The following is a 26,995-nucleotide window of genomic DNA, read 5'->3' as shown; positions in this document are numbered from 1 at the left end:
CACCTATTTTAATTGGTTTTCGTGATTTTATAATTAAACTTCAATCAAAAATCTCTTCAAAATAACCATAGTTTTAAAAATTATTCATATAAAACAATCAACAAAGATTCTAAAAGAATGATTTCCTACTTATTTCCCCAATATTTCTATTATTCTAGAAACCACTAGTGTTGGTGTTTCACTTGTTAAAACGATTTTACAATTTAATCCAGTATAAAGTTTAAATCGTGCTCTGATCTTTAATTCTTCTTTTTCAGCACTCATATCTTCTAAATACACTCGCCCCATCTGCCTTTTAAGCGTCTCCTTAACGCATGCTTCAAAATCCAATGAAGGTAACAGTAAAAAAGTAAATAGATGGTGTTCTACCTCCTGTTTTATTTTTAAATAGTCTTGATGTACATCATCTGAATAAGTCATAAATCCAGATGAACACACGATAATGCTTACCTTTTTAATCTTATGTTTTGCTTGTAATTCTAAAAATGCCTGAACATTCCGAGATGCATACTTTTGATAGCCATTTTCTTTGATGTACTTAGAAATATCACCCTCTATTTGCATAAAGTATTCATCCAAATCGTAGCAAACTCCCCCTAATTGAAATGCCAATAAATGCCCCGTGGTTGTTTTCCCTGCCCCACCAGGACCAATGAAATAGATCAGCAATCTATGTGCCTCCTTACGCTAAGCTCGCATAAAAAAACCCTCAAATATTGAGGGTTTTTTTAGAATTCGACAAATTATTTTGCAGCTTCGCCCCAAGCTGGAACAACGGTCTGCATCAATGGTTTTAACAATTTAAGTGAACATGCTAGCACTTGACCATTATCAAATGAATCATTACCACCACGAGCATCAACCACGACACCACCCGCTTCTTTGACAATCAATTCACCCGCAGCGATATCCCACGGTTTTAAACCTAGTTCAAAGAAACCATCAAAACGACCCGCAGCAACATATGCTAAATCTAAAGCAGCTGAGCCACCACGACGGATTTGCGCGCCAGATTTAGTCACTGCCAATAATGAAGCGAAGTGTTGCTCTGCATAAGAAACAATTTCACCATTACGTTTTGCACGGTACGGATGTCCTACTGCAAGAAAAGTGTTTTCAAGACTTTCTTTGACATTGGCACGAATACGACGTTGATTCATCACTGCACCACGACCGCGACTCGCAGAAAACAACTCATCACGTACTGGATCGTAGATCACACCGTGTTGAGTTACACCTTTGTGTTGTACAGCAATAGAAATACAGAAATGTGGGAAACCGTTGATAAAGTTCTGTGTACCATCTAAAGGATCAATCACCCAGCACCAATCTGCATCGTGACCTTTACCTTCTTGCATACCAAACTCTTCACCATGGAAGCTGTGGTTTTTATAACTTTTACGGAGGGTATCAATTGTTAGTTCTTCCAAGTAACGATCTACACGCGTTACTGGACCATCAATGCCTTTTTCTTCAACTTGTAAATCGAGTTTATGACGATTTTGATGAGCCTTTAAAAGCTCTTGACCAACTGTTTGAGCTGCGCGCGCAGCCATAACCACCATAGGTTCCATTGAACACCCACAAATTTGAAGATTTTGACAAAGAATAATGCATAAAAGCCCGCATATTCTATCAAATATACGGGCTTTTAGGTAAAAAATGTTTACTAAAAATTATCTACGTATTTACAGATGCTTATGTGTCATAACCAAGCTTGTTCAATAGAAAGTAAAATTCCTTTGGCATCCAAACCACAGTCTGCAAGCATTTGTTGATGTGTTGCTTGATGTAAGAACTCATCTGGAAGCCCCAGATTTAAAATTGGTTTTACAATCTTCGCTTGCGCCAAGAACTCATTCACAGCACTACCGGCACCTGCCATCACCGCATGCTCTTCCACTGTCACAAAGAGTTGCGTACGTGGCGCCAAATCTCGCAGTAATTGCTCATCCAATGGCTTCACAAAACGCATGTTCACCACACGCACCCCAATAGCTTGTTGATTGGCAAATTGCTCAGCCGCTTCGATTGAAGCTGCAACACGACTACCAAATGCAAGAACACTAATTTGCTGATCTGCGTTTGAATTAAACTCAGCAACAATCTCAGCCTTACCAATCTCTAAAGCTGTCATTTGCTGTTGTATTTCCACACCTAAACCGACACCACGCGGATATCTTACTGCCGTAGGTCCGTTAAAATGATAAGCGGTATGTAGCATTTGACGGCATTCATTTTCATCTTTTGGAGCCATGATGATCATATTCGGGACAGTCCGCATAAACGCATAATCATATGCCCCAGCATGGGTTGGTCCATCTTCTCCAACGAGTCCTGCACGATCAATTCCAAAGGTCACATCCAAATTTTGCAATGCAACATCATGGATCAATTGATCATAACCACGTTGTAAGAAGGTTGAATATATCGCTACCACAGGTTTTAAACCTTCACATGCCATGCCAGCAGCTAAAGTCACAGCATGCTGTTCGGCAATCGCAACATCAAAAAAACGCTCAGGATAATGTTGGGCGAACTTAACCATACCCGACCCTTCACACATCGCAGGGGTAATAGCCAATAAGCGCTGATCTTGAGCTGCTTCATCACACAACCATTGTCCAAACACATCAGAATATTTTGGTGGTGCTTTCTTAACGGTTGTAGAGGTTACTGGTGCAATTTTAGTAATTGCATGATAAGTAATTGGATCGGCTTCAGCTGGCGCAAAACCTTTACCTTTTTTAGTATAAACGTGAACTAAACGTGGTCCTTTGCGTTTTTTCAATGCCTGAAAAACTTGTGTCAGTTGTTCAACATCATGACCATCGAATGGGCCAAAATAGTCAAAGCCAATCGCTTTAAATAAATTATCAGCAGCATCTGTTGCAGATTGATGCAAACGTGAATTATAAGTCCATTTTGGATGGGGTTGAACATAGGCTTCGCCATGTTCATTGACATTAACAAGATGTCCTGTTTCCCAGATTGCAGCCAAATGTTTAGCAAAACCACCTGTACTACACGAAATAGACATGTCATTGTCATTTAACACAACAATTAAATCAGCATCATGAGCTACTGCGTCATTCATGGCTTCAAATGCCATACCTGCAGTCATTGCACCATCACCAACGATCGCTACTACATCACATGGATCTTTTTGATAGCGACGTGCAAGCGCCATGCCCAAACCGGCTGAAATTGCAGTAGATGAGTGTCCTACACCAAAAGTATCAAACTCAGATTCGTCACGGGCTGGAAATGCAGCTAAACCGTTTTTTGTACGAATCGTCGTGATCTGCTCACGGCGACCTGTGAGTACTTTATGTGGATATGCTTGATGCCCTACATCCCAGACCAAACGATCTTGTGGTGTATTAAAGCAATAATGCAAAGCAACAGTAAGCTCAATCACGCCTAGATTTGCGCCAAAGTGACCACCGCTTTGCCCTGCTGCATACAAAATATATTGACGTAACTCATCCGCCACTTGTACGAGTTGGCTTTGCTCGAGCTGACGTAATTGTTGCGGATGATCAATTCCATCTAACAATGGCGTAACAGGGCGTTGAGTTGGAATTTCGGTATACAACATAGTGTGGCAAAGCCTTTTTAAGCCTGGCAAATCCGAAGCTGGGTTAAATGAGGCCAATCATACAATTAAATACGATCTACCTTCAATCAGCCACCTGTGCGAATGATGCAGCGCTGAACATTCTTTTACCAATCATTGGTGACTGGCTCGGTGATTATCCTGAATTATGTCACTGTTAATCAACCATTATTGTGTGGTTTGTATGAAAAAGAAAAACTCAATATAAAAAATCAGAAATTCCAATTCACTCAATCTTCACACATTAAGCTATACTTTCACTGTTTTAATCATAATAGTGAGCTCTCTGTGCCAATTGAATTTATTGCTACATCAAAGCTACCAACTGCTTTTGGTGACTTCAATATTTCCGTGTTCCAAGACCCAGAAACAGGTGAAGAGCATGTGGCGCTTTCTAAAGGCTTAGAAACTGCTCCCAATCAACCCGTACTGGTACGTATTCACTCTGAGTGTTTAACTGGTGACGCTTTTGCTTCATTAAAATGTGATTGTGGACCACAGCTGCAAGCCACGCAACGCCTAATTAATGAGGCTGGACAAGGTGTAATTTTATATTTACGTCAAGAGGGTCGCGGGATTGGTTTGACCAATAAAATTCGTGCCTATGCCTTGCAGGATCAAGGTCATGATACCGTTGATGCAAACTTATTGTTAAATCTACCTGCTGATGCGCGTCGTTATGATATGTGCAGCATTATGCTCGATCATCTGCAAGTGAAAGAAGTAAAATTGCTGACGAACAATCCACTCAAACTAAAAGCACTCACTGATCTTGGAATTAATGTGGTCGAGCGCGTTCCGCTCACTGTAGGTCGTAATCCGTTCAATGAACATTATTTAAAGACCAAACGTGAGCGTATGGATCATCTTTATAAAAAAGATGACTTCTAATTCACATTTTAAAACTTATAGAAATAAATGAACTAAGGGATTTTTAATCATGCTTTTAAAAATCCCTTACTTTTTTTATGGATTTATGTTTTGATGTTACTAATTCCTAGATCACCTTAAGAGGATCATCATGCAGCATCCAACTTCAGCTGATATTCAACGTGTTCGCGAGTTTTTACTCGATCTTCAAGCACGAATTTGTGCAGGACTAGAGCAACAGGAACGTGCAGGCGGCGGAACCGCTGAGTTTATCATTGATGATTGGCAACGAACCGAGGGTGGCGGTGGTCGCTCACGGGTTTTGCAAAATGGTGAAGTGATTGAAAAAGGTGGAGTGATGTTCTCCCACATCAATATCAGCAAACTCCCCGCTTCGGCCACTGAACGCCACCCACAAATCGCTGGTGCAAAAGCACAAGCGTTGGGTGTATCACTTGTGATTCATCCTAAAAACCCGAATATTCCGACCTCACATGCCAATGTGCGTTTATTTGTCGCAGAGCCAGAAGGTCAAGATCCCGTGTGGTGGTTTGGGGGTGGTTTCGACTTAACTCCATTTTATCCAGATGATGAGGATGTTCAGAACTGGCATCAAACTGCCTATGACCTATGTCAGCCTTTTGGCGAAAATGTCTATGCTGAACATAAACAATGGTGTGATGATTATTTCTATTTAAAGCATCGTGATGAACAGCGTGGCGTTGGTGGTTTATTCTTTGATGATTTGAATCAGTGGGATTTCGGAACTTGCTTCAAATATATGCAAGCTGTGGGTAATGGTTATTTAGAAGCCATCTTACCGATTTTTGAAAAACATCGAGAACAAACTTATACCGAAGCACAGCGTGAGTTCCAACTGTATCGTCGTGGTCGTTATGTTGAATATAATTTAGTTTATGACCGTGGCACTTTATTCGGCCTACAAACAGGTGGAAGGATTGAATCCATTCTCGTGAGTTTGCCGAATCTGGCGGGCTGGTCTTATCGTCCAGAGTGGGAAGCTGACTCCCCGGAAAAACGTCTTACCGATTATTATTTAAAGCCGAGAGATTGGTTAAATCTGCAAAAATAATAAGTAGCAATCCCTAATCGTATATTAGGGATTTTTTTTGAATATTAAAAAATAGACACTACTCCCCAATAAAATGTACAATAAGAAGAGGGTTTAAAATGTCACATATCTCATTTACACATGCCCGAGCCAATCTGGCTAAATTAATTCAGCAAAGCCAACAAGGCCAAAGAACCTTTATTGCCCAACACGGTCGCACTTCTGCAGTTCTTCTTTCTTATTCTGAATATCAAAAATTACAAAGTGAGCCAGAAAACTTTATGCAGGCTTGGGAAAACTGGCACCAACAAGCACTTCAAGAATTAAATACCGAAAATACTGAATTTAATCCTGAGCGAGACTCAAGCCAAGGACGTGAATTTTCATGGTAAGTCAGATCAGCTATTTACTTGATATTAATATTATTTCTGAATTAGCCAAATCTCAACCGGACTCAGCCGTGTTACAACAATTTTATCATGCTCAACATGAAATTGCGATTTCGAGCATTGTCTGGCATGAATTACGGTTTGGCTGGCTCAAAATGCCTGATGGACAACGCAAGCGACTCATTACCAAATTTTTACATGATGTGGTGAGTTTAATTCCGATTCTGGATTATGATGCACAAGCCGCTAAAATTCATGCAGAAATTAGAATACAAACTCAAAAAAATGGAAATAATATTCCTTTTGTTGATGGACAGATTGCAGCCATCGCAATGGCTCAAGGCTTGACACTGGTCACTCGAAATACGAAAGACTTTCAAGCCATAGAGGGGTTACGACAGATCAATTGGTTTGCCGATTCCTTATGACCAAGAAACATTAGCACTTGATCCTCTTCCTGATATTGGTGAATCACTCATGACCAAACAATTTGCTGTAATTGGAAATCCAATCGAACAATCTCGCTCACCAGAATTGCATCATGCTTTTGCAGCAAAAACAGGTGTTGATTTAAATTATAAAAAAATCCTTGCTCCACTAGATGGTTTCGAATCCGCAGTCAAAGCATTCTTTAATCAAAATGGTGTAGGCATGAATGTCACTGTGCCATTTAAAGAGCAAGCTTTTGCGCTATGCGATCAATTGACTGAACGCGCCAAGATTGCCAAAGCCGTAAATACTTTATGGATGCAAGATGGCAAACTATATGGCGACAATACGGATGGACAAGGCCTGGTTGCAGCGATTCAAGCCTTAGGTTGGAATCTTGAAAATAGCCGCATTCTCATTTTAGGTGCAGGTGGCGCAACCCGTGGTGTAATTTACCCACTGGTTCAAGCTGGCGTAAAACAGGTCGTGATCGCCAACCGTACTTTAGCCCGTGCAGAACAATTGGTTGAGGATTTAAAAGATGCTGTACCAAATGCAGTACTTCAGGCTATCAGCCTAGAACAACTCACTGGCGAATTTGATATCGTAATTAACGCAACATCGGCAAGCTTAACAGGCGATGCGTTACAACTCCCCGAAAGCCTTGTGTTCCACCATGCTTATGAAATGGCCTATGGCAAACCGTCAAGTTTTCTAGATCAAGCTCAAGCTCGCCAAGTTCCCGCGACTGATGGTTTTGGTATGCTGGTTGGTCAAGCAATAGAAGCTTTTTATATTTGGAATAAGGTTAAGCCTGAATTAAACGATTTTTTGTAAATCCAATAAAAAGAACCTGCATGATGCAGGTTCTTTTTAGATCTTAGTATTATTTGACCATTAACATCTTTTGATAAACATCTTTAAAGATTTCATAATCAATAAACTCTTCATGTTCAACCTTTAAGTTTTGAATCGTCTTCAAAGTCAATTTGTTATGACGTGCGGCGACATAAACTTGCCCTAGAATATTTGCAGTCTGCTCTAGTAAGACTTTTTCTTCACTTGAAGCACCATTCTCACGTTCAAATTGAGCTTGGTATTGCTTAGCAAACAACTGTTGCGGCTGTTTATATTGAGCTTGCAACTTTTTCCATGCTTGGCGATCTTGATCGCTATGCATTGCCTCACTCACAATACGATTTACAGACTCACCCAAACGATAATCGAACTGCTCGTCATCTTCTAAATGATGTTTTTTCTGTAAGGCTTCGATTGTTTTGAGTGCTGTGCCTTTGGGATTATAGACGTCTTCACTAGAATACCAATACGCATAAACACTTGCTATTTCTTGCAACTCTTGAGTGGAGTAGCGTTGGACCATCTGTGGTGAGCTTTCAGTTAATTTAGCAATAAATACGGCTTTATACGTTTGCTCATAAGAGCGTGTTGCATCATACCGTTGTGCTGCAATCACTTTGAGTTGATCATCTAAAGAAAGGGTATAAGGTTCGGCTGCACGCTCGACAATTCCCGACTGCCCCATTTTTTCAGAGAAACGCCCTATCGCTTGCTCAAACATCGATCCTTTACTTACTTCTGACCATGACTTTGCACGTTTTAATTGTGCTCGATCAATCGGCGTGCCTTTCCCATAATTTAAAACTTGCATATCCGCTTTAATGTTCACACGCGATCGCAATTCTGGGGAAGTGTAATTTAAATCATAGTCATAGTTAATCGCACGCCCTTTTTCATCCAAACTAATATCCATGATCAATGGATTGCGTTTATTAGTCGCTGGCAAGGCTTGATTGATTTCAGACTGATGCTTCATCCAAAGTGCTTTGAACGCATGATCGTCAATAAACTGAGCTTGGTTATAGACAGAGAATAACTCTTCTAACGCACTTAATTTCGCGATATAAGAAATTAAACTTGAGGTACTAGACTGTGTTGGATTGAACACATCTATACCATACATACTTTGGCAAAATTGTGCATTGCCATAGGTAATTTTAGGGTTTGATGATAAAGAGTCACATTGCTCACGACTTAAACCACTTTCATCAGCAGCATCCATATCCGATTCGGAACCATAGTCGCTTTCTGCTGCATGATCCTCACCATCACTTTCCCATGCAGCTGCTTGGCTTGATTCCGCTGCGGCCATGGCTTCTAAAGCGGCAACAGTTGCGTCATCAGAAGCAGAACCATATACATCATCTTCAACACCAAAATGTTGATTCACCAATCGATAGAGCTGCTGGCTCACCACACTGGCATCATTCGATGAAGTTTTGGCATTTTTAGAAGATACTGTTTTAGCCTTAGTTTGAGCATCAACTTCATCTGCAATTAGTTTTTCTAAGCTTTGTTCATTGATATTTAAAATGCTTTGCATTAAATATTTTTCATTGACCTTGCCATATAGCGTCGATTGTAAGATCGCTTCTTCAATAGTGGTTTTTAAGCGAATTTTTTCAACGACGCCTGCTGCACGCTCTTTAGATGACACAGGTAAGGTATGTATATTTTGCGGATCAGCTAAACGATAAAACACGCCACTTGAAGCTTTTAGATACTCAACAAACTTCTTGTAATCAACTTGTTTGATCAAACCTTGATATTTAGAAAAATCGAAATAGGCTAAATTATTCTGATTTTCTTTATTCACCAAATACGGCATTAAGCCAAAGTAATTGACATAAAACTTATGGTCGTTTAAATCCAGCACCATAGGCAATTTGGCTTGTACCAATAGCGTCGGTTTCTCATAACGCGCTGTCAGATTAAATGATCCCATTTTTTGACGATAATGCACTGAACCATCGTATTCAAATTGCATATCATTCAAAATCGTTGCCATTCCTTGGATCACTTTATCCACTTTGGCTTGACCATACGAACGATTATCTTGTGCCAATACATCATATAACGCTTGTTTTTGTTGCTGATTCAACTTGACTTTTTGCTCACGCAAATATTGATCAACTTTTTGTTTCACCCCAGTATCTAGCGTTGCTTTGGTTTTTGAATTGGTTGATTGATCACCATCTTGCTCAACCTGGATATTAAACTTTCCTCGATAATCATAACTTGGATATTCATACATCGCATTGATGCTATTAATCGCTTTTTGATCCAACCCCACCTGAGCATTATTGGTTTTAATGACATGCTGAGAACAAGCTGACAGACTCAGTCCCAACAAACATAAAGTTAAATATTTTAAACGCATAGTTTTACCAATCACCCTTATATCATTATATTTTCAATAAAAAACCGACCTATTCTCATTGTAAACTTACGTTTAAAAATCAAATAAAAAAAGGACTCACTCACGAATTAAAGCCTTACAAAATTCGCTTTTCTGACATTTTTTTCTACTGGGCTTATCAATGTATTTTGATTACCATTGTGAATAATCTAAATTATCGAAACAGATAATCCAAAATGATTCAAATACAGGATTAAGATTATGCCAGCATATAAAGCCCCGCTCCGTGATGTTCGTTTCTTAATGAACGAAATGTTAGATTATCCAGCACATTACCAAACTTTGACAAGTGGTCAAAATGCGGATGCTGAAACTGTAGATATGATTTTGGAAGGTGCAGCAGATTATTGCGAAAATGTACTTTCTCCACTAAACCAATCTGGTGATGAAGAAGGTTGCACATTCAACAACGGTGAAGTGACTACGCCTAAAGGCTTTAAAGAAGCGTATGACCAATTTGTAATGGGTGGATGGCAAGGTCTTTCTTATCCTGAAGAGTTTGGTGGTCAAGGCTTACCAATGTCTCTAAACCTCATCAAGTCTGAAATGATGGGTACTGCTAACTGGTCATTCACCATGTACCCTGGTTTAAGTACAGGTTGTATGAACACCATCATGCAGTTCGGTACGGATGAGCAAAAAAATACGTATATGCCTAAACTCGTTGAAGGCACTTGGTCTGGCACAATGTGCTTGACTGAGCCTCAATGTGGTACTGACTTAGGTCAAGTAAAAACTAAAGCAGAACCTGCTGCTGACGGTACTTATAAAATCTCTGGTACAAAAATCTTCATCTCTGCAGGTGAACACGATTTAACAGAGAACATCATCCATATCGTACTTGCTCGTCTTCCAGATGCACCTGCTGGTACTCGTGGTATCTCTTTATTCATCGTACCTAAGTTCATTCCAACTGCTGATGGTGGCGTAGGTGAGCGCAACACGGTTTCTTGTGGTTCGATCGAGCACAAGATGGGGATTAAAGCCTCAGCAACAGCAGTATTGAACTTTGATAACGCAACTGGTTACTTAATCGGTGAAATCAACAAAGGTTTACATGCAATGTTTACCTTTATGAACACTGCACGTATTGGTACAGCTGTTCAAGGTATCGCACACGCTGAACTTTCTTTCCAAGGCGCTTTACCTTATGCGAAAGATCGTATGTCTATGCGTGCCCTTTCTGGTAAGAAAGAGCCAGAGCGCGTTGCTGATGCAATCATTCACCACGCAGACGTTCGTCGCATGCTTTTAACTCAAAAAGCTGTAGCTGAAGGCGGTCGTGCCATGATTTATCATGCTGCAAAACTTGCTGATAAAATGACTGATGCGCTTGTAAACGGCGACCAAGCAGCTTACGAAGCATACGATGACAAATTAGGTTTCTATACACCGATTCTTAAAGGTTTCTTGACTGAACTCGGTTTAGAAGCAGCGAATCACGGTATGCAAGTTTACGGCGGTCATGGTTACATCCGTGAATGGGGTATGGAACAAATCGCACGTGATGCACGTATCTCTACACTATATGAAGGCACAACAGGTATCCAAGCACTTGACTTAATTGGCCGTAAAGTTCTTTTAAGCTCAAAAGGTAAAGTTGTTCGTGACTATACTGCTGAAATCTTAAAATTCTGTGCTACACATGCTCGCAACAAGTATCTACGTCGCTTCGCTTGGGACTTAACTAAGCTTTGTGCACAATGGAACACATTGACTGTTCGCATCATGCTTGCTGCACGTAAAGACCGTGACATCGTATCTTCTGCTTCTGTAGATTTCTTGATGTTCTCTGGTTATGTCATGATGGCTTACTTCTGGGCTCAACAAGCTGTGATCGCTTCTGAAAAATTAGAAGCTGGTAACGGTATTGAAACACCTGAGTTCTATAAAGCAAAAATCAAAGTTGCAGATTTCTACTTTGATCGTTTGTTGCCACGTGCTCAAGGTCATGCAGAGTCGATGGTTACTCCATCTCGCACCTTGACTTCTCTAGCACCAGAACATTTCAGCTTCGATTATTAATTCAATCTAAACTGATAAATAAAAAGAGCGCTTTAAAGCGCTCTTTTTTACTTTAACCAACTCGTTTAAAAACATACGCTTTTTTCGGGAATGGGTACTCTTTAAAGAATGCTTGATTCTCTCCGTTATTTGCATGCCATAACTTATCTAAATCTAAGACCAGATCTCTATCTTGATTGATCTGATAATACAGACTGATATTGGCAGCATCACAACGCACCATAATTTCATTCTGTGCTTCATGCGCATACCATTGCACTTGATTACACATCTGCTCTATTTTCGTCACATTGCGTGAAGGATCTGCCCCTAAACGGCCAAAACTGGTATTGGTCCAATACACAGAACCATCTTCAAGCAGATTGAGAATATACTCCGCCTCATTTTCATGATTGACACAACCCGCAAAAGGATCAGTACATGGGATACGAGCATGGTAACGTCCCACATACGCCAAACTCGCTTCTGAGGGCTGAGTCAAATTACGCACTGGAGTTCCTGAATAAGGCAATGATGCTTGCCCTGCAACTTTCGTTAGGGACATTCCTTCAGCGACCACTGACTGCTCATCTGCCTCATGGCTTGGTTGCGTCTGGGCTTGCTGGGTTGACTCTGGGTGCTGGCGATCACAAGCACTTAAACCCAAAACCAAAAGGATTCCTACGCTAAAATGCGGGAAGGACAACCGGAACTGCATATCCACAAATCTCTAACATCAACAACATGGCTATCGCACATTACACTTAGATCTTTGATAAACGATAAGTGTATTAATTACATCAGAGTACTGGCTTATTGAATGTTCATTCAACCAATACTGCGGCAAAGCGATAGGACTGTAGCACAAGGGACAAAGCGACCTGCTTTAAGTCGGTGCATTTTAGGCGATACTGTTGGTTTTTCCAGCAAGAAATTACACATCGTAACTAATTTATCTCTTATTTAAACTTTAAATCACCTGAATAGCCCCTATCTCATAATTATCAGTAATTCACAAAGCTATTGTTTACTTTTTACTGAGGTTTCATTTAGTTAAGGAGAAGAAATCGATGACCAATTCTGGTTTATATCGCTCAAACCAAAAAAGCATGATCGCAGGTGTAATGGGCGGTATTGCTGAACGATTTGGTTGGAATGCAAATTTACTACGCCTGATCTTTGTTGTGATCTCGATTATGAGTGCAGCGTTTCCTGGGATTTTGGTTTACCTCATTTTATGGTTGGTTATTCCTAAAAAGCAGGATACCCAAACTGCACAGGTACAAGGTTATCAACAACCTGTAAAAACGATTTATGAAGAGAAAAATATAAACCGCTAATCTTCCCCTTACCTTTTGGTCGCTACGGTTGAGTTCACCCCTAATACAACCGTAGCTTTTTTTTAGTCAAAATTTATTGGCTTAACTGCTGTTGCAAAGCAGCAATCATATCTGCACGGCTGATCATCCCGATCAAGCACTGTTCTTCAACCACAGGAATATAATTAAATGATTTCTCTACAAAGTAAGGGAGTAAATCCTGAATCGGTTGTCGTGGATCCACCGTAACTACTCGACGATGCATAATTTGTTTGACGTAATGCTGCCAAGAGTTTCGCGGATCTGTGGCATTTTTAAACCACTCGACTACTTCATATAAAGCAAGTGTCCCGACTAAGTGATTCTGATTATTTACAACTGGCAAACTCATCAAATTCACTGCCTTAAATTTATCTAAGGCTTGATGAATATCATCATCTTCATGCAACTTAATCACATCTTTACTCATAATATCCTGACAGACAAAATCAAGATGCAATCGCCCTTGTGCACGTTCTTGTGCATCCAAAATAATTTTTTCTAAGTCATATTGACTAATATCGAGCAACTCCGTGTGTTGCTCTAGCGCATATTCAATATCTTTTGGTTGAATAGAAACCTTTTGAGTTGGCGTTGGATCCTTAGAACGTGCATTGACATGTGCGGTCATTGGATAATGACGCCCAATCACACGATTAAACAAAACGGCAAAGAGCAATAATATAACCGTGTTGAGCAATACAGGATAAAGAATGAAATAAAAACCTAAACGATGAACAGCCTCCCCTCCCAATACCGCTGTAATTGCCACAGCACCACTCGGCGGATGCAAAGAATCAGTCGTCATCATCACAAATATTGCCAGTCCCACAGCAACACTGAAAGCAGTGGTTAAATCAGGCAGTAACTCAACACATGCCACCCCAATAAAGGCTGCCAGCGTATTACCGATAATGACATTCCAAGGTTGTGCCAAAGGGCTACTTGGTAAAGCAAATAATAAAACAGATGAGGCTCCCATAGGCGCAATATACCAAGCATTCATACCGTCTAAAACATGCCAGCTTAACAAAGAGGAAATTGCCAAACCGCATAAGGCGCCAATTGCTGAAAGGAGACGCTCTCTTATCGGTAGAACTTTGTAGTTTGGTTTAAGCAAATTTAGCCAGTCTGATCGGGTCGAGCTCACAATGCACCTTGCTGGAAGCATATCATTATCATCAATCGCACAATTATATGTTGAATTATGAGAAAGATGCATTTAGGTTACACCTTAAAAACATAGGCTCCCCCCTCCGTAAGCGTTTAATATTGCAGCACTTAAGTAAAGATTAGACTAAAGTCTAATCCAGAACAAAACATAATTTATTATTAAAAAACAATAAATTAAAATTAAACATCGTTTTATAAGTGAAATAAATATCTCTCATTTTTTTATCAAAAAACTAAATATCCATTTGTGTTTAAATACAATAAAATTCAAACGTTCAAAAACTGGACAGCATAATCTTTGAAATTCATCTTTCAAAGACAGGACGATGCTCAAAAACATAAGGGATTGATTAAAAAGGTTTAATTTTAAATTTTATCTACATAATGGGCTTATTCCACCCATAAATGATCATTTTTTCTAATCCAATCCCTGTGTTAGCAACAAAAATTTAATCTCAACATCTATGAGATGAGTTGGGTAAATCACACAACTCTTTGAAAGATTTTACATGGATGATCGAAGTTAGTATTTACGATATATTTGCGAGCAATACAGTTATTCTGCCAAATGTAGCTTTGTGGCAAATAACAACACAAATAAGGATATTGTATGAATGTTCCTCACTTAGAAACACCAACCAATGCGATGCCGAAAGGTGTACTCCGCGGTTGGGTGATTATTGCGATTGCAGCCCTGCTGTCATTCGGTTTATATGAAATTCTCCCTTTTGAGCAAAATGCCAACAAAGGTTTAAGTTTATTATTCTTTATTGGTGTTTTATGGCTCACCGAAGCAATCCACATCACCATTACAGCACTGCTGGTTCCTGTACTCGCTGTACTCATCGGAATGCCAAGTGTGGGTAGTAATGATGAAGTCAGTCCAATCACGACAACTAAAGCACTAAGTACTTTCGCCGATCCGATTATTTTCATATTTTTTGGCGGTTTTGCTTTAGCAACAGCCTTACATGTGCAAAAGCTTGATCGAAAAATCGCGATGTGGGTGATTGCCTTATCACGAGGGCATTTAGGTTTAGCGGTCTTGGCGATCTGTATTGTGACTGCATTTTTATCAATGTGGATTTCTAACACCGCAACCGCAGCGATGATGCTCCCACTTGCATTGGGTTTATTAACGCATTTGGATGTTGCCAAAGAACGTAAAACTTTCGTCTTTATTCTACTGGGTATTGCGTATTCAGCCAATATTGGCGGTTTAGGGACGTTGGTTGGCTCACCACCAAACGCCATTGCAGCAAAAGCTTTAGGTTACGATTTCGCAGACTGGATGAAAATCGGTTTACCGCTGATGTTATTAATTTTCCCAGCCATGCTCGTCAGTTTGTATTTCATTTTGCGTCCTAAATTAAATCACAGAGTTGAATTTAAAGCTGAATCGATTCCTTGGAACCGCGACCGTCTACTGACCATGATTTTATTTATTGTCACTGCAATCGGCTGGATTTTTGGCAAAAGTGTAAGTGAGAAATTCGGAATCAGCCAACCAGATACATGGGTCGCTCTGAGCGCTGCGTGTATGGTGGTGATATTAGGTATTGCCACATGGAAAGATATTTCAGATAACACCGATTGGGGTGTACTCATGTTATTCGGTGGTGGTCTAACGTTAAGTGCGGTTTTAAAAGATTCAGGTTCTTCGTTAGTCCTTGGTCAAACGCTGGCAAATGCTTTCGGCGATGCATCTCCGTTCGTTGTCATCGTTGTTGTTGCCGCCTTTATTATTTTCTTAACCGAGTTGACCAGTAATACTGCATCTGCAGCTTTACTAGTTCCTGTATTTGCTGCAATCGCTGCACAGATGGGGTTACCAAAAGAAATTCTTGTGATTGTGATTGGTATCGGTGCGTCATGTGCCTTTATGCTTCCTGTTGCAACGCCACCAAATGCGATTGTATTTGGTACTGGACATATTCAACAAAGTGAAATGATGAAAGTCGGCTTTATGTTGAATATATTATGTGTGGCGATTGTATCGATCTTTATCTACCTTTTCTTCCTCTAATTTTGAGGCATAAAGATCTATCGATTTGAAAAAGTCCAAATAAAAAAAACAGCCCGCAATGCGGGCTGTTTTTTTAACAAATGAATTAATTCATTTTTGCAACACCTAACCAAGTAAAGGTGTTTGGCACATCATTTAATTGAATGGTTTGTTTGATTTTCAAGTTTTTTAAATCAAGTTCAATAATTGTTTTTGCTTCAGTGTTATTGATAAAAACGGTATCCGAAGCAGCATTGACCACTAAACGACTTTTAGAAAGCTCAGTACCAACAACATTGTTAATCGCCTGAATTTGACCTAATCGTTGCCAAGTTTGTGTATCAATCACATGTACAGTTCCCATACTATCTAAAATCGCGAGATAACGTCCAGTTGCATCAAAGCTTTGCTGTAAGCGTCGAACAGCCGTTGTCCCATCCAACTCTTTTGCATCTGCTGACCAATTTAAACTGGTTGCATTTAATTTTTCAGGATCAACAATAAATAAAGCATGTGTACCTGATGCAAAAGCGGCAAACTGATTGATTTTTTCATGCCCTGCAATGGTAGAAATTCGTTGGTCAATAAAAACCTTTTTATCTACAAATTCATCTTTCTTCTGTTCAACCACCAAAACACCATCTTCACAGCCAAATGCAGCATATTTAGCAATCGAGGCTGCCCCGTGTAAACGATTACATGGATTGGTTAAAGTCTGCTCTTCATGGAAATGATCACCATGAATATGATAGCTTTTGACTATGCTTAATGTGCTCGCATCTGTCGGCATATAAGTACTTAACACATACTCGCCACGTGGTTCAGCAACACCATGATGTCCTTTCGGTAGTTTTTGAGTCGCAATACTTTTTTGTGCAATCATACTATCCGTAAACACTTCAAACTTAGACACCTCCGAAGCACTACCATCATAGAACAATGCTGCAGTACCATTGAAACTACGATAATGGGCAGGTGTCGGACCACTCAATTGGAACGTTAAGATATTAGGTGTATTGATTTTGAGTTGGTTGCTTTGCGTAAAGATACCACCATCAGCAAATTGCACCACCCCATTATTACGGCTCAACATCACTGCATAACGTAATTGAGGGCTGCTATACATCGCTGAAGGCATGTAATTTAATGCTTTAGTATCAATCACTTTCTGATCTTTAAGATCATAGACCGATAACGAAGGACGCTCTGTATCCGCATTGGCAATCGCTAGGCGACCTTCATGACTTTGAGCTGGCTGTTCAGGCTTTTGTGTATTTGATGATGAGCTAGATGAGTTACTACTCCCCCCACATGCTGACAACAACACACTGCTGAATAAAACACTTAGTAGATAAGTTTGTTTTAACCTATTCATGCTTATTTTTCCTGTTGGACTGATTTGTATTAATTTTGAAACGTTATAACATAACATTTACTTAAAATTAATGCTTCCTTTTATTTTTTTCAGTCTTCACAAAGCCTATTCGTCAAAATCAAACTCTAAGGAGCTGTATTATTTAATAAAATCCTTTAGATAATTTTTTCGTTGAGATAACGCCAATAACGTTTTGGTAAATACTGCACATGCAATTTCACATTCTGACGCTCTTTAATATTGATACTATTAAAATAATCTTTCCAAAGCTGATCATATAATTCTTCGTGTTCATCTAATTCTAATTGGAAATTTTGACTGGCACCATTTTCGATATTACGGTCAATCTGATGGGCTTCTAAAGAGACTTCATGGATCTCGTGTAAGTCATAATACAATCCATATTTGCGTTGTTCGTCATAAATCAACCAACGTTGATCTTGATAACGACGCTTAAAATGCGGCTGTATCAAAGGCAATACATTAAAATCAGGACGGACTAAACTCAAAAAAAGCCCATCTGTGGTTTTCTTAAAACGCACAAAAGCTTCCATACGATGCTTTTCGCGCCCGACCTTTTTCGTCCATTGTGAAATCGCCAAAACACTGGGATGCGAATAATTCTTCTCAACTGAATGTTGATGCCGAAAGACGTAGATACAGTAATTAAATAAATGCTGATAAGCATCCAAGGATTCTGATAAATAGGCAAAATAAAATTGCCTCAAAGATGAATGCGACAATTTCTGCTGTAAGGCTGACCAAACACGTGCTGCATGTTGCTCATGATTTGGAATTTCAACCACCATCGCGAATAAGCCATGCTGTGCGCCTTGGTTTAAACAGAGTTGCACGTGGAATTCTTTAAATTGAAAAGCACGAAATACGCAGTTGAGTAAACCGACCATAGAGCCATCAAAGTAGTAATAAACCACACTATCACTGAGCATGTTTAGAATCCTAAACTCAGTTGTGGTGACAGTTGTTTCACGTACTTGGATGAACCCTGCGTTAATATTTGCTGACGAATATCAGTCGTAGAAAGTTCTTTTTGAAACCGTGGACTATCTTCACAACGAATAAAAAACTTAGCACGTGAATACGCCACACCGAGTTGTTTCAACAAATCAATATGCACCTTTCCAAAACGACGCGCTTGTACGATTTTCTTGGCTGATTTCACTCCGATGCCGGGTACACGAAGGATCATGCGATAGTCAGCACGATTTAAATCCACTGGAAACTGCTCAGGATGACGTAATGCCCAACTCAGTTTTGGGTCTACATCTAAATCAAGATGTGGGTGTTTTTCATTGACGATTTCATTGACTTCAAACCCATAAAACCGCATCAACCAATCACTTTGATAGAGTCGATTTTCTCTTAATAATGGCGGTGCTGAACCGACTGCTGGTAAATAGTTATTTTCCGTGTTAATTGGTATATAACCTGAGAAATACACCCGTTTGAGTTTAAATTCTTTGTAATGTCGATCTGCCATAAATAGCACATCTTGATCGGTTTCCTGATGTGCGCCGACTACCATCTGTGTGGTCTGTCCTGCGGGTACATATTTCGGGACATGCTTAATAATTTGGCGTTCATCTTTGAGTTGAATCAGCCGATCTCGAACTAGACCTAAATCTTTTTGTACTTCTTGATGGGATTTTTCAGGAGCAAATGCTTTTAATCCGATCTCAGTGGGCATTTCTAAATTGATGCTCATACGATCCGCATAAAGCCCTGCTTCATGAATCAGTTCAGGCGATGCTCCGGGAATGGTTTTAAGATGAATATAACCATTAAAATTTTCTTCTAGACGCAACTTCTTCACCACTTGCAGCATACGCTCCATCGTATGGTCTGCAGATTTAAAAATTCCTGAGCTAAGAAATAATCCCTCAATATAATTACGACGATAAAAATTAATGGTCAGATCAACCACTTCTTGTACGGTAAATGCAGCACGTTTGACATCATTAGAACGGCGTGACACACAATAGGCACAATCAAAAATACAGACATTACTGAACAGGATTTTCAGTAATGAAACACAACGACCATCTTCAGTATAGCTATGGCAAATCCCTGCCCGACTGGCATCACCTAGGCCCTTGTCTTTATTTTTACGGTCACTGCCACTGGATGAACAGGACACGTCATATTTGGCAGCGTCCGCAAGAATTTGCAATTTTTCACGAATGCGATCAGACATTTCAAACGACCTGATGAGAACAGAGAATATCGTTTAAAAATTAGCATTTTCATATTGTGAAATTAAGAGCATGGGAGATGCAATGCGTCACGTGGTGTCGTATAGTTGATTAGTTAAATATTAGCGACAACCAATTTTCCTAACCCTTTCATTTAGATAAAACAATGATCCTAAGTTTTTATAAATTACTTACCCAACGGCTTGATGTCAGTAAAGATCAAATTTGGCGTTGTTTAATTCAAACTCCGTTCTATGCTGCTATTCCAATATTTTTTATATTGTCCGTTTTTTTCGCACCTAACGATTACTTTTCTATAGAAATATTGAACGTATTCTACGAAATGTTCCTTGCCATCCTTTGTATTGTATTGATCTACTTCATCTTAGTTTTCCTTCCAACCTATTTAGTTCAAGTTTTATTGAAAAAATATAACGTCCTCAATTTCTTTTCGATTATTCCGTATGCACTCTTATTTACCTCGATTGTCCCTAGCCTGATTATGATTCTAAAAACTGCTCAGATTAATATTATCCCATTCGGCTTTTTTCTTATTTTCTGTTTCTTCTCACTCACATTTTCCCTGACCAACTGGATTTTATTACTTAGAACTGTAAATAAAGCAAAGGCATCTTACAGACTAAAAAATGCTAATTAGCGCCTCAAAGTTAAGTTTACAGTTACTCTTTATTTCAACGAATAAAAAGTGAGTACATTCTCATGATGTACTTCTAAACACCAACTACGAGTGTGATCAATAACATTTAAGCTCATTCCAATAGACCAACTAAAAATATCCCAATGCCTTACAAAAACTTTCCATTTGGTTTTAATGACATGCTCGTCATAAAGCATATAAATATCTTGATCAAAAGCAATCTTGCATTGAAATAACCATTCTCGAACTTTGGCAATTTCTTTATCAGAATTCCAACTTTCAGAAATATCTAACATAATTTTATCAGCAAACGACTTAGGAATTTCTTTAGATACAAGGCGAATAAATTCAGTTGCTTCAAAACCTTTTAGGAAACTTGTCCGTTTAGATAAGTATGTCTCTAACGCCGATTCATCGATAAGGAAAAATAAACCAGATGGCAATTCAGCATAGTTTTCCCAACGTTTGAACTTATTTTCATAATCTGTCAGATACATGATTTGCTTTAATTTTGATCTAGATGAAAAACAGTATAACTTGAGCTATAACCTTTGCCACTCCCCCCCAAAATCCTTATACTTAACCACAATTTTTGTTTGATTCCAGTGGATGCACCATGAGTCGTGCTATATCGCATATTGATACATTTCAGGGCTTAATTCTTGCCCTACAAAACTATTGGGCGGAGCAAGGCTGCGTCGTATTACAACCATATGATATGGAAATGGGTGCAGGTACATTCCACACTGCAACTTTCTTACGCGCATTAGGTCCAGAAACTTGGAACGCGGCTTATGTTCAACCTTCACGCCGTCCGAAAGATGGTCGTTATGGTGAGAACCCAAACCGCTTACAACACTATTATCAGTTCCAAGTGGTACTTAAGCCAAACCCAGACAATATCCAACAGCTTTATCTTGATTCGTTAAAAGCGATCGGCATCGATACCCTGACTCACGATATTCGCTTCGTAGAAGACAACTGGGAATCTCCAACTCTTGGTGCTTGGGGCTTAGGTTGGGAAGTTTGGCTCAATGGTATGGAAGTGACTCAGTTCACTTACTTCCAGCAAGTCGGTGGTGTTGAATGCTACCCTGTTACTGGTGAAATCACATACGGTTTAGAACGTCTTGCGATGTACCTTCAAGGTGTAGACTCAGTTTACGACCTTGTTTGGACCAAAGGTCAGTTCGGTACAGTAACTTACGGTGATGTATTCCATCAAAATGAAGTAGAACAATCGACCTATAACTTCGAATATGCGCCAGTCGATAAATTATTTGAATTATTCGATTTCTATGAAGCTGAAGCAGCTCGTTTAATGGAAGCTGAACTTCCACTTCCTGCTTATGAGCAAGTGATTAAAGCATCGCATAGCTTTAACTTGTTGGATGCGCGTGGTGCGATTTCTGTAACTGAACGTCAACGTTACATCTTACGTGTTCGTACCTTAGCGCGTTCAATCGCTCAAAGTTATGTGGCTGCACGCGCGAAACTCGGTTTCCCAATGGCAGAACCTCATTTACGTGATGAAGTATTAGCGCAGTTAAAAGCACAAGTTGAAGCAGAAGCAGCCCAAGCTGAAAAAGCGAAGGAGAATAAATAATGACAAAGCATACTGTTTTATTCGAGCTTGGCTGTGAAGAACTTCCACCAAAAAGCTTAAAAACTTTACGTGATGCTTTAAAAGCTGAAACGGAAAAAGGCTTAAAAGATGCAGGCTTAAATTTTGCTGCAATCGAAGCCTATGCAGCACCTCGTCGTTTGGCATTAAAAATTGTTGATATTGATGCTGCTCAAGCAGACACACAAAAACGTTTTGACGGCCCTGCTGTTCAAGCCGCTTATGATGCTGAAGGCAAACCAACTAAAGCACTTGAAGGCTTTATGCGTGGTCAAGGCATCACGGTTGATCAGCTTTCGACGTTCCAAGCAGGTAAAGTTGAAAAAGTTTGCTTCTTGAAAGATGTGAAAGGTCAAAGCCTTGATGCTTTACTGCCACAAATTTTACAAACTGCGCTAGACAACTTACCGATCGCAAAACGTATGCGTTCAGCAGCAAGTCGTACTGAATTCGTGCGTCCAGTAAAATGGGTCGTATTGCTGAAAGATGATCAAGTGGTTGAAGCAACCATTCAAGATCATAAAGCAGGTAATGTGACTTATGGTCACCGTTTCCATGCACCTGAAGCTGTGACTTTGGCGCATGCAAATGACTACCTTGCTGCTTTAGAAAAAGCTTATGTTGTTGCGAACTTTGAAAAGCGTCAAGCAACGATTCAAGATCAAGTGAAAAAGTTAGCTGATGAAGTTAATGCAACTGCGATTGTCCCAGCAGACTTACTTGATGAAGTCACCAGCTTGGTTGAATGGCCAGTTGCATTACGTGCGACTTTTGAAGAACGTTATTTAGCTGTTCCACAAGAAGCCTTGATTACCACGATGCAGGATAACCAAAAGTATTTCTGTTTGATCAATGCTGAAGGTAAATTACAGCCTTACTTCATTACTATTTCAAATATTGAGTCGAAAGATCCGATTCAAATTATTGAAGGTAATGAGAAAGTTGTACGCCCTCGTTTGTCCGATGCAGAATTCTTCTTCTTACAAGATCAAAAGCAACCGCTTGCATCTCGTAAAGAAAAACTCGCGAATATGGTATTCCAAGCGCAATTGGGTACGCTTTGGAACAAATCAGAACGTATTGCGAAATTAGCCGTTGCCTTGTCACCGATTACAGGTGCAAATGCAGCGGATGCTGAAAAAGCAGCGTTACTGGCTAAATGTGATTTGACCTCTGAACTTGTGGGTGAATTCCCTGAACTTCAAGGGATTGCAGGCACGTATTATGCTCGCCTTGAAGGTGAGAATCATGAAGTTGCTGAAGCTTTAGGTGAGCAATACTTACCTAAGTTTGCGGGTGACGTATTACCACAAACCAAGACAGGCACAACGATTGCGCTTGCAGATCGTTTAGATACGCTGGTTGGTATTTTTGGTATTGGTCAAGCGCCAACAGGTTCTAAAGACCCATTTGCATTACGTCGTTCTGCAATCGGTATCTTACGTTTGATCATTGAAAATGAACTCGATGTGACGATTGAAGAACTGGTTAACTTTGCGCTTCAAGGCTATGGCGATGTAGTTAAAGATCATGACAAGACCCGTGCGGATGCCGTTGCGTTCCTTGAAGGTCGTTACCGTGCTAAGTATGAAGACCAAGGCGTAGCAGTTGATGTGATTCAAGCGGTTCAAGCACTTGCTCCAAAATCTCCACTTGATTTTGATAAGCGTGTGACTGCGGTGAATCATTTCCGTACTTTGCCAGAAGCGGCTGCATTGGCTGCGGCTAATAAGCGTGTTGCGAATATTCTTGCTAAAGAAGCAACGCCTGAAGGTGCTGTGGTTGACGCGAATCTAGTTGAAGCTGCTGAAAAAGCGCTTTATGCGGAGTTGTCTGCACTTACGCCAGTGGTTCAGCCTTTACTTGCTGCGCGTAACTATACAGAAGCGTTGTCTAAGCTTGCTGCCCTTCGTGCACCTATTGATGCTTTCTTTGAAGGCGTGATGGTTATGGCAGACGACGCTGAATTAAAAGCGAACCGCTTACGTTTACTCGCTCAATTGCGTGATTTATTCACAGCGATTGCAGATGTGAGTGTATTGCAGGGTTAAATCTTTATTTAACTGAATAATTAAACAGACCCCGCTATAAATTAGCGGGGTTTATTTTCGGCGATTTCGTTGGCGGCTTTTCTATACGTTGCGGACGCAGCAGATTTTGGTTTATTGCTCATCTAATTTCTCCCGAAGACTCTAACGCCTAAGTTAAGCCGCGCCACGAAGCGGCGTCGGCTTGAGGAAATTGTTAGCCATCATCACCACACTCTGCGTGCGCTGAAAGGCCCTTCGATGTATAGGATTTCGCAGTACTTCGTGTCAGTCTCTTCAACCACTCAAAGTCGATCATAACCAGCGAGCATTCCTTTCGTATCTGGGGTAAGGCGAAGAATGGACTCAGGGGCTTTCGACAAGCTGGACTATCGCCCACACAGGAACAACTTCGGTAAACCGTTCAGTAAGGCTGCTGCGTTCTAAATGCTACTGCACGATCTTCTTATTGCAGTGTGCATGTTGCTGGGATTCGCAGCTAGAGAAATCTTCTGAGCCGATTCAAACACCCTGGTGCTCACTGATCACCTTGCAAAAATTATGTGCCGAGTATGTGCAACCAGTCAGTTCATAGGTCGCCTGCTTCGGCTGGACAACCACAGTCTACTGCTTTGTCGGCAATAAATCTATGAAAAAGGGTGCCAAGTTAATCGACTTCATGCCTAACTCTTCACAACCATTTTGGCTTACGAATAGTGATGCTGGGAAGACCTTGGCTCGACTTCCTGATAGTCACGTCGGGTGTAACCTTAGCCACCGCATCTGCCGCTTGTCTACCAGCGGTCGCAATCGCGATGTTCGTGTTCGTGATCGCCCTGTTGATTTCTCGATTCACGTTGCGCGTTGCTTCCGCCATCTTGTATGGGTCCATCGAGAGCCGTGCTGCCTGCCATGCTTGAAACGCAACGCTGTTTGCACCGAGAACATTTTTAAGCTGGCTCTCAATTTGATCGTAGGCTTGCGTGATTGAGTTGTTGGGGCCGAAACAGCCATTGGAAGTTCCTATGCCACCGGAGAAGCATTTATCCAGTTCCCGTTCCAGTAGTCGACCACCCGCGCAGGCCACGAAGAGCTTAGGCTGGCCACCCGTCGTAGCGGCGCATTCAAGTGCGATGGTGGTCTCTGGATTAGGATTGAATATGGACTTAGGAAGGGCGCACAACCCCATTGTCCAGTAGTTTGGTGTCTGTCCTGATATCATTTGAGTGCGTACACAGTTAACCAAATTAGCCGCTTCTGGCGGCGCATTCTTCATGGCAAGACACTGCGGATAGGCGTTCCACTCCTGTCCGTACTGGGCGTAGCAGTCAGCAGCATCCTGAGCAATCTTTTTATTACCGCTCCCCAACTGGTCATTAAGGATGCACATGCCCAACTCGATCCTATCCTCGGCCTTTTGAGCGCATTCCATCGCGGCCTTCTCATGTGGCCCAAATACGCTACCTGCTATGCATGAATAGAAAGCTGACTCATCCCCGTCAGCACTAGTGAGGCAGGCCCGAGCTTTCTGCTCGTCAATCAGTGGTGGGATGCCTGAATAGGTACCTTCACTGAAAGCGTTCGCGGGAATGGGATTTCCAGCAAGCTGCCTGGCCATTATTTGCGGCGACTGACCTGGCATTGAAAAAAAAGAAACCTGAACGACCTCCTGCGGCTGAGGCGTGAACGGCGCCGGAAATTGTGCCGCCCACATTTGATCGAACTGACATTGCCCGAGAGGAACCACCCGGGTTGGCTCAACTGCAATCAGCATTCTGTTTCGCTGGATCCAGAACTGGACGCCAGGCACTGCCGATTTCACCTGCATCAAATTGATACCGGTCGGATCGGGACGCATTTCGTACTCGGCATAGCTGTAGCCAGGTTGATGCGGTCGAATAAGCTGGCTGAAGGTAGGTGTCATCCCACCGATCACCGGGTTAAACACCCGAGTCTCGACGATGTCGAGGTGCTGATAATGCATTTGGTCGTAGCACTCGCCGACCTTGACCCGCTGCTGCGCATTGGCTGTACCATGCGCCAACCAGAGACATAACCCAATCAAAAGCCCTATCACAACTTTCATAGCATTTCCCCTTAGTCAAATAAGGTACAGCCGCAGCCCCTACTTTCGCGCCTCAATTTGTACGTTTAAGCTCTTTGATTAGATCGTACACAATGGCTCTAGACGAGACTGTGTTTTCCACGCTATTGATTAAAATAAAACGTGAAAATATTGATTTTACTGAATTAAAACTATCATGGGGAAAACAGGGCGTCAACGATCATAATTTCTTAATTTGGTGAGGTAGCGAATACAAACATATGTGTTATCGAACTGAACAGACATAATTTTTACGTACCGTATCAATTTCACATCACCTACATTCTTTTCTTGAACTTGGCGATAAGCTATAAAACTTGAATTGCAGCAATATTGCCAAAAGGATAAAAGATGATGAAAAAAGTACCTGCACTGTGTTTAGCGACTGCACTGATCGCATCGTCTTCTCTCTGGGCAGCCGAAACAAATACAACTACGGCGAATGCAAATACTGCAACGGCTGAAAAAACACTTCCTTATGGTGACAACCCAAGCCTTGGTCGAGTATTGCTATATAAAACAGGCAAAGGCATGCAAAACCTAGGTGAATCTATCCAAGGTGCATCTGAAAACACCTCACAAAAAATGAGTGAGAGATGGAAAAACACCAAAGAATATACCGCTGAACAATCTGAAATCGTTCAGGAACAAACACAAAAAGCCAAACAATTTACCGCTAAAAAATGGCAAGACACCAAAGATGCGGTGGTTGGTACCAATGATGGAAATGTTCCTATTGAACGTGCTGAACTCAGCCAACCGTCATCGAATTAAAAATAAAATACCTCTAATCAAAAG

Annotated in this window: 22 protein-coding genes; 11 read left to right on the top strand and 11 right to left on the bottom strand. The window is 40.7% G+C overall.

Annotated elements, in window-relative coordinates; translation table 11 throughout:
* Window positions 1-129: 129 nt before the first annotated feature.
* From DS737_RS01745 to dxs, 3 genes are all read right to left on the bottom strand, one after another.
* The gene (locus DS737_RS01745; RefSeq protein ID WP_017395315.1) at window positions 130-669 is read right to left on the bottom strand and encodes a shikimate kinase; all 540 of its coding nucleotides are present in this window, start codon (window positions 667-669) and stop codon (window positions 130-132) included.
* 74 nt (window positions 670-743) lie between these two features.
* Complete coding sequence (locus tag DS737_RS01740) at window positions 744-1,574, bottom strand: inositol monophosphatase family protein (RefSeq protein WP_004641131.1); 831 nt, start codon at window positions 1,572-1,574, stop codon at window positions 744-746.
* A 131-nt stretch (window positions 1,575-1,705) separates the two neighbouring features.
* The gene (dxs, locus tag DS737_RS01735) at window positions 1,706-3,601 is read right to left on the bottom strand and encodes a 1-deoxy-D-xylulose-5-phosphate synthase (RefSeq protein WP_017395314.1); all 1,896 of its coding nucleotides are present in this window, start codon (window positions 3,599-3,601) and stop codon (window positions 1,706-1,708) included.
* Window positions 3,602-3,907: 306 nt separating this feature from the next.
* Between dxs and ribA the strand changes: the two genes are divergently transcribed.
* From ribA to aroE, 5 genes are all read left to right on the top strand, one after another.
* Entirely contained in the window at window positions 3,908-4,510 is a 603-nt protein-coding gene (gene ribA, locus DS737_RS01730; protein WP_026056260.1) for a GTP cyclohydrolase II, read from the top strand.
* A 130-nt stretch (window positions 4,511-4,640) separates the two neighbouring features.
* A complete protein-coding gene (gene hemF / locus DS737_RS01725; protein WP_113996634.1) occupies window positions 4,641-5,582 on the top strand; it encodes an oxygen-dependent coproporphyrinogen oxidase in 942 nt (313 codons plus the stop codon).
* A 98-nt stretch (window positions 5,583-5,680) separates the two neighbouring features.
* A complete protein-coding gene (locus DS737_RS01720; protein WP_008941196.1) occupies window positions 5,681-5,953 on the top strand; it encodes a type II toxin-antitoxin system Phd/YefM family antitoxin in 273 nt (90 codons plus the stop codon).
* Entirely contained in the window at window positions 5,947-6,378 is a 432-nt protein-coding gene (locus DS737_RS01715) for a type II toxin-antitoxin system VapC family toxin (protein WP_113996633.1), read from the top strand. The genes DS737_RS01720 and DS737_RS01715 overlap by 7 nt, the downstream gene beginning before the upstream one ends.
* 49 nt (window positions 6,379-6,427) lie before the next feature.
* Window positions 6,428-7,216: a shikimate dehydrogenase gene (gene aroE, locus DS737_RS01710; protein ID WP_113997944.1), complete on the top strand. Its 789-nt coding sequence runs from the start codon at window positions 6,428-6,430 to the stop codon at window positions 7,214-7,216.
* 49 nt (window positions 7,217-7,265) lie between these two features.
* Here the strand turns inward: aroE and DS737_RS01705 are convergent, their stop codons facing one another.
* On the bottom strand, window positions 7,266-9,617 hold the full coding sequence (locus tag DS737_RS01705; RefSeq protein ID WP_113997943.1) for a hypothetical protein: 2,352 nt from the start codon (window positions 9,615-9,617) through the stop codon (window positions 7,266-7,268).
* A gap of 240 nt (window positions 9,618-9,857) precedes the next feature.
* Between DS737_RS01705 and DS737_RS01700 the strand changes: the two genes are divergently transcribed.
* The gene (locus DS737_RS01700; RefSeq protein WP_004641145.1) at window positions 9,858-11,681 is read left to right on the top strand and encodes an acyl-CoA dehydrogenase C-terminal domain-containing protein; all 1,824 of its coding nucleotides are present in this window, start codon (window positions 9,858-9,860) and stop codon (window positions 11,679-11,681) included.
* 52 nt (window positions 11,682-11,733) lie between these two features.
* Here DS737_RS01700 and DS737_RS01695 read toward each other — a convergent pair whose 3' ends face one another.
* Window positions 11,734-12,378 carry a hypothetical protein gene (locus DS737_RS01695; protein ID WP_113996632.1) on the bottom strand — a complete coding sequence of 215 codons (645 nt, stop codon included), beginning with the start codon at window positions 12,376-12,378 and terminating at the stop codon, window positions 11,734-11,736.
* Between the two features lie 352 nt (window positions 12,379-12,730).
* On the opposite strand from DS737_RS01695, the gene DS737_RS01690 reads away from it, so the two are divergent.
* Entirely contained in the window at window positions 12,731-13,000 is a 270-nt protein-coding gene (locus DS737_RS01690; RefSeq protein WP_004641148.1) for a PspC domain-containing protein, read from the top strand.
* Between the two features lie 73 nt (window positions 13,001-13,073).
* Here the strand turns inward: DS737_RS01690 and DS737_RS01685 are convergent, their stop codons facing one another.
* Window positions 13,074-14,168, bottom strand: a complete 1,095-nt coding sequence (locus DS737_RS01685; protein ID WP_026056258.1) for an HPP family protein — start codon at window positions 14,166-14,168, stop codon at window positions 13,074-13,076.
* Between the two features lie 633 nt (window positions 14,169-14,801).
* Between DS737_RS01685 and DS737_RS01680 the strand changes: the two genes are divergently transcribed.
* Window positions 14,802-16,217, top strand: a complete 1,416-nt coding sequence (locus DS737_RS01680; protein ID WP_017394752.1) for an SLC13 family permease — start codon at window positions 14,802-14,804, stop codon at window positions 16,215-16,217.
* 85 nt (window positions 16,218-16,302) lie between these two features.
* Here DS737_RS01680 and DS737_RS01675 read toward each other — a convergent pair whose 3' ends face one another.
* The 4 genes from DS737_RS01675 to DS737_RS01655 all read right to left on the bottom strand — a co-directional run bounded on the left by DS737_RS01675 (window position 16,303) and on the right by DS737_RS01655 (window position 20,939).
* Complete coding sequence (locus tag DS737_RS01675) at window positions 16,303-17,571, bottom strand: YncE family protein (protein ID WP_113996631.1); 1,269 nt, start codon at window positions 17,569-17,571, stop codon at window positions 16,303-16,305.
* A gap of 155 nt (window positions 17,572-17,726) precedes the next feature.
* Entirely contained in the window at window positions 17,727-18,521 is a 795-nt protein-coding gene (locus tag DS737_RS01670) for a TIGR03915 family putative DNA repair protein (RefSeq protein ID WP_113996630.1), read from the bottom strand.
* 2 nt (window positions 18,522-18,523) lie between these two features.
* Window positions 18,524-19,786 carry a putative DNA modification/repair radical SAM protein gene (locus DS737_RS01665; RefSeq protein ID WP_113996629.1) on the bottom strand — a complete coding sequence of 421 codons (1,263 nt, stop codon included), beginning with the start codon at window positions 19,784-19,786 and terminating at the stop codon, window positions 18,524-18,526.
* Window positions 19,787-20,471: 685 nt separating this feature from the next.
* Window positions 20,472-20,939 (bottom strand): hypothetical protein, encoded by a 468-nt coding sequence (locus DS737_RS01655; RefSeq protein WP_113996627.1) that lies wholly within the window; start codon window positions 20,937-20,939, stop codon window positions 20,472-20,474.
* 119 nt (window positions 20,940-21,058) lie between these two features.
* Between DS737_RS01655 and glyQ the strand changes: the two genes are divergently transcribed.
* Together glyQ and glyS are read left to right on the top strand one after the other, a co-directional pair.
* Window positions 21,059-22,048: a glycine--tRNA ligase subunit alpha gene (gene glyQ, locus DS737_RS01650; RefSeq protein ID WP_004641159.1), complete on the top strand. Its 990-nt coding sequence runs from the start codon at window positions 21,059-21,061 to the stop codon at window positions 22,046-22,048.
* Window positions 22,048-24,117, top strand: coding sequence for a glycine--tRNA ligase subunit beta (glyS, locus tag DS737_RS01645; RefSeq protein ID WP_113996626.1), 2,070 nt, complete (start codon window positions 22,048-22,050; stop codon window positions 24,115-24,117). The genes glyQ and glyS overlap by 1 nt, the downstream gene beginning before the upstream one ends.
* Before the next feature lie 667 nt (window positions 24,118-24,784).
* Here glyS and DS737_RS01640 read toward each other — a convergent pair.
* Window positions 24,785-26,179, bottom strand: a complete 1,395-nt coding sequence (locus DS737_RS01640; RefSeq protein ID WP_113996625.1) for a hypothetical protein — start codon at window positions 26,177-26,179, stop codon at window positions 24,785-24,787.
* A 372-nt stretch (window positions 26,180-26,551) separates the two neighbouring features.
* Between DS737_RS01640 and DS737_RS01635 the strand changes: the two genes are divergently transcribed.
* Window positions 26,552-26,971: a hypothetical protein gene (locus DS737_RS01635; protein WP_005086925.1), complete on the top strand. Its 420-nt coding sequence runs from the start codon at window positions 26,552-26,554 to the stop codon at window positions 26,969-26,971.
* Window positions 26,972-26,995: the final 24 nt, after the last annotated feature.

The organism is Acinetobacter haemolyticus, assembly GCF_003323815.1.
In the GTDB taxonomy this organism is placed as follows: domain Bacteria; phylum Pseudomonadota; class Gammaproteobacteria; order Pseudomonadales; family Moraxellaceae; genus Acinetobacter; species Acinetobacter haemolyticus.
This window is presented reverse-complemented; position numbering and strand designations above follow the sequence as displayed.

What these genes read in the sequence shown, in the direction of transcription:
- DS737_RS01740 (WP_004641131.1), bottom strand. Translation starts at nt 1,574, where the DNA reads ATGGAACCTATGGTGGTTATGGCTGCGCGCGCAGCTCAAACAGTTGGT.
- dxs (WP_017395314.1), bottom strand. Translation starts at nt 3,601, where the DNA reads ATGTTGTATACCGAAATTCCAACTCAACGCCCTGTTACGCCATTGTTA.
- hemF (WP_113996634.1), top strand. Translation starts at nt 4,641, where the DNA reads ATGCAGCATCCAACTTCAGCTGATATTCAACGTGTTCGCGAGTTTTTA.
- DS737_RS01720 (WP_008941196.1), top strand. Translation starts at nt 5,681, where the DNA reads ATGTCACATATCTCATTTACACATGCCCGAGCCAATCTGGCTAAATTA.
- DS737_RS01715 (WP_113996633.1), top strand. Translation starts at nt 5,947, where the DNA reads ATGGTAAGTCAGATCAGCTATTTACTTGATATTAATATTATTTCTGAA.
- aroE (WP_113997944.1), top strand. Translation starts at nt 6,428, where the DNA reads ATGACCAAACAATTTGCTGTAATTGGAAATCCAATCGAACAATCTCGC.
- DS737_RS01705 (WP_113997943.1), bottom strand. Translation starts at nt 9,617, where the DNA reads ATGCGTTTAAAATATTTAACTTTATGTTTGTTGGGACTGAGTCTGTCA.
- DS737_RS01700 (WP_004641145.1), top strand. Translation starts at nt 9,858, where the DNA reads ATGCCAGCATATAAAGCCCCGCTCCGTGATGTTCGTTTCTTAATGAAC.
- DS737_RS01695 (WP_113996632.1), bottom strand. Translation starts at nt 12,378, where the DNA reads ATGCAGTTCCGGTTGTCCTTCCCGCATTTTAGCGTAGGAATCCTTTTG.
- DS737_RS01690 (WP_004641148.1), top strand. Translation starts at nt 12,731, where the DNA reads ATGACCAATTCTGGTTTATATCGCTCAAACCAAAAAAGCATGATCGCA.
- DS737_RS01680 (WP_017394752.1), top strand. Translation starts at nt 14,802, where the DNA reads ATGAATGTTCCTCACTTAGAAACACCAACCAATGCGATGCCGAAAGGT.
- DS737_RS01675 (WP_113996631.1), bottom strand. Translation starts at nt 17,571, where the DNA reads ATGAATAGGTTAAAACAAACTTATCTACTAAGTGTTTTATTCAGCAGT.
- DS737_RS01670 (WP_113996630.1), bottom strand. Translation starts at nt 18,521, where the DNA reads ATGCTCAGTGATAGTGTGGTTTATTACTACTTTGATGGCTCTATGGTC.
- DS737_RS01665 (WP_113996629.1), bottom strand. Translation starts at nt 19,786, where the DNA reads ATGTCTGATCGCATTCGTGAAAAATTGCAAATTCTTGCGGACGCTGCC.
- DS737_RS01655 (WP_113996627.1), bottom strand. Translation starts at nt 20,939, where the DNA reads ATGTATCTGACAGATTATGAAAATAAGTTCAAACGTTGGGAAAACTAT.
- glyQ (WP_004641159.1), top strand. Translation starts at nt 21,059, where the DNA reads ATGAGTCGTGCTATATCGCATATTGATACATTTCAGGGCTTAATTCTT.
- glyS (WP_113996626.1), top strand. Translation starts at nt 22,048, where the DNA reads ATGACAAAGCATACTGTTTTATTCGAGCTTGGCTGTGAAGAACTTCCA.
- DS737_RS01640 (WP_113996625.1), bottom strand. Translation starts at nt 26,179, where the DNA reads ATGAAAGTTGTGATAGGGCTTTTGATTGGGTTATGTCTCTGGTTGGCG.
- DS737_RS01635 (WP_005086925.1), top strand. Translation starts at nt 26,552, where the DNA reads ATGAAAAAAGTACCTGCACTGTGTTTAGCGACTGCACTGATCGCATCG.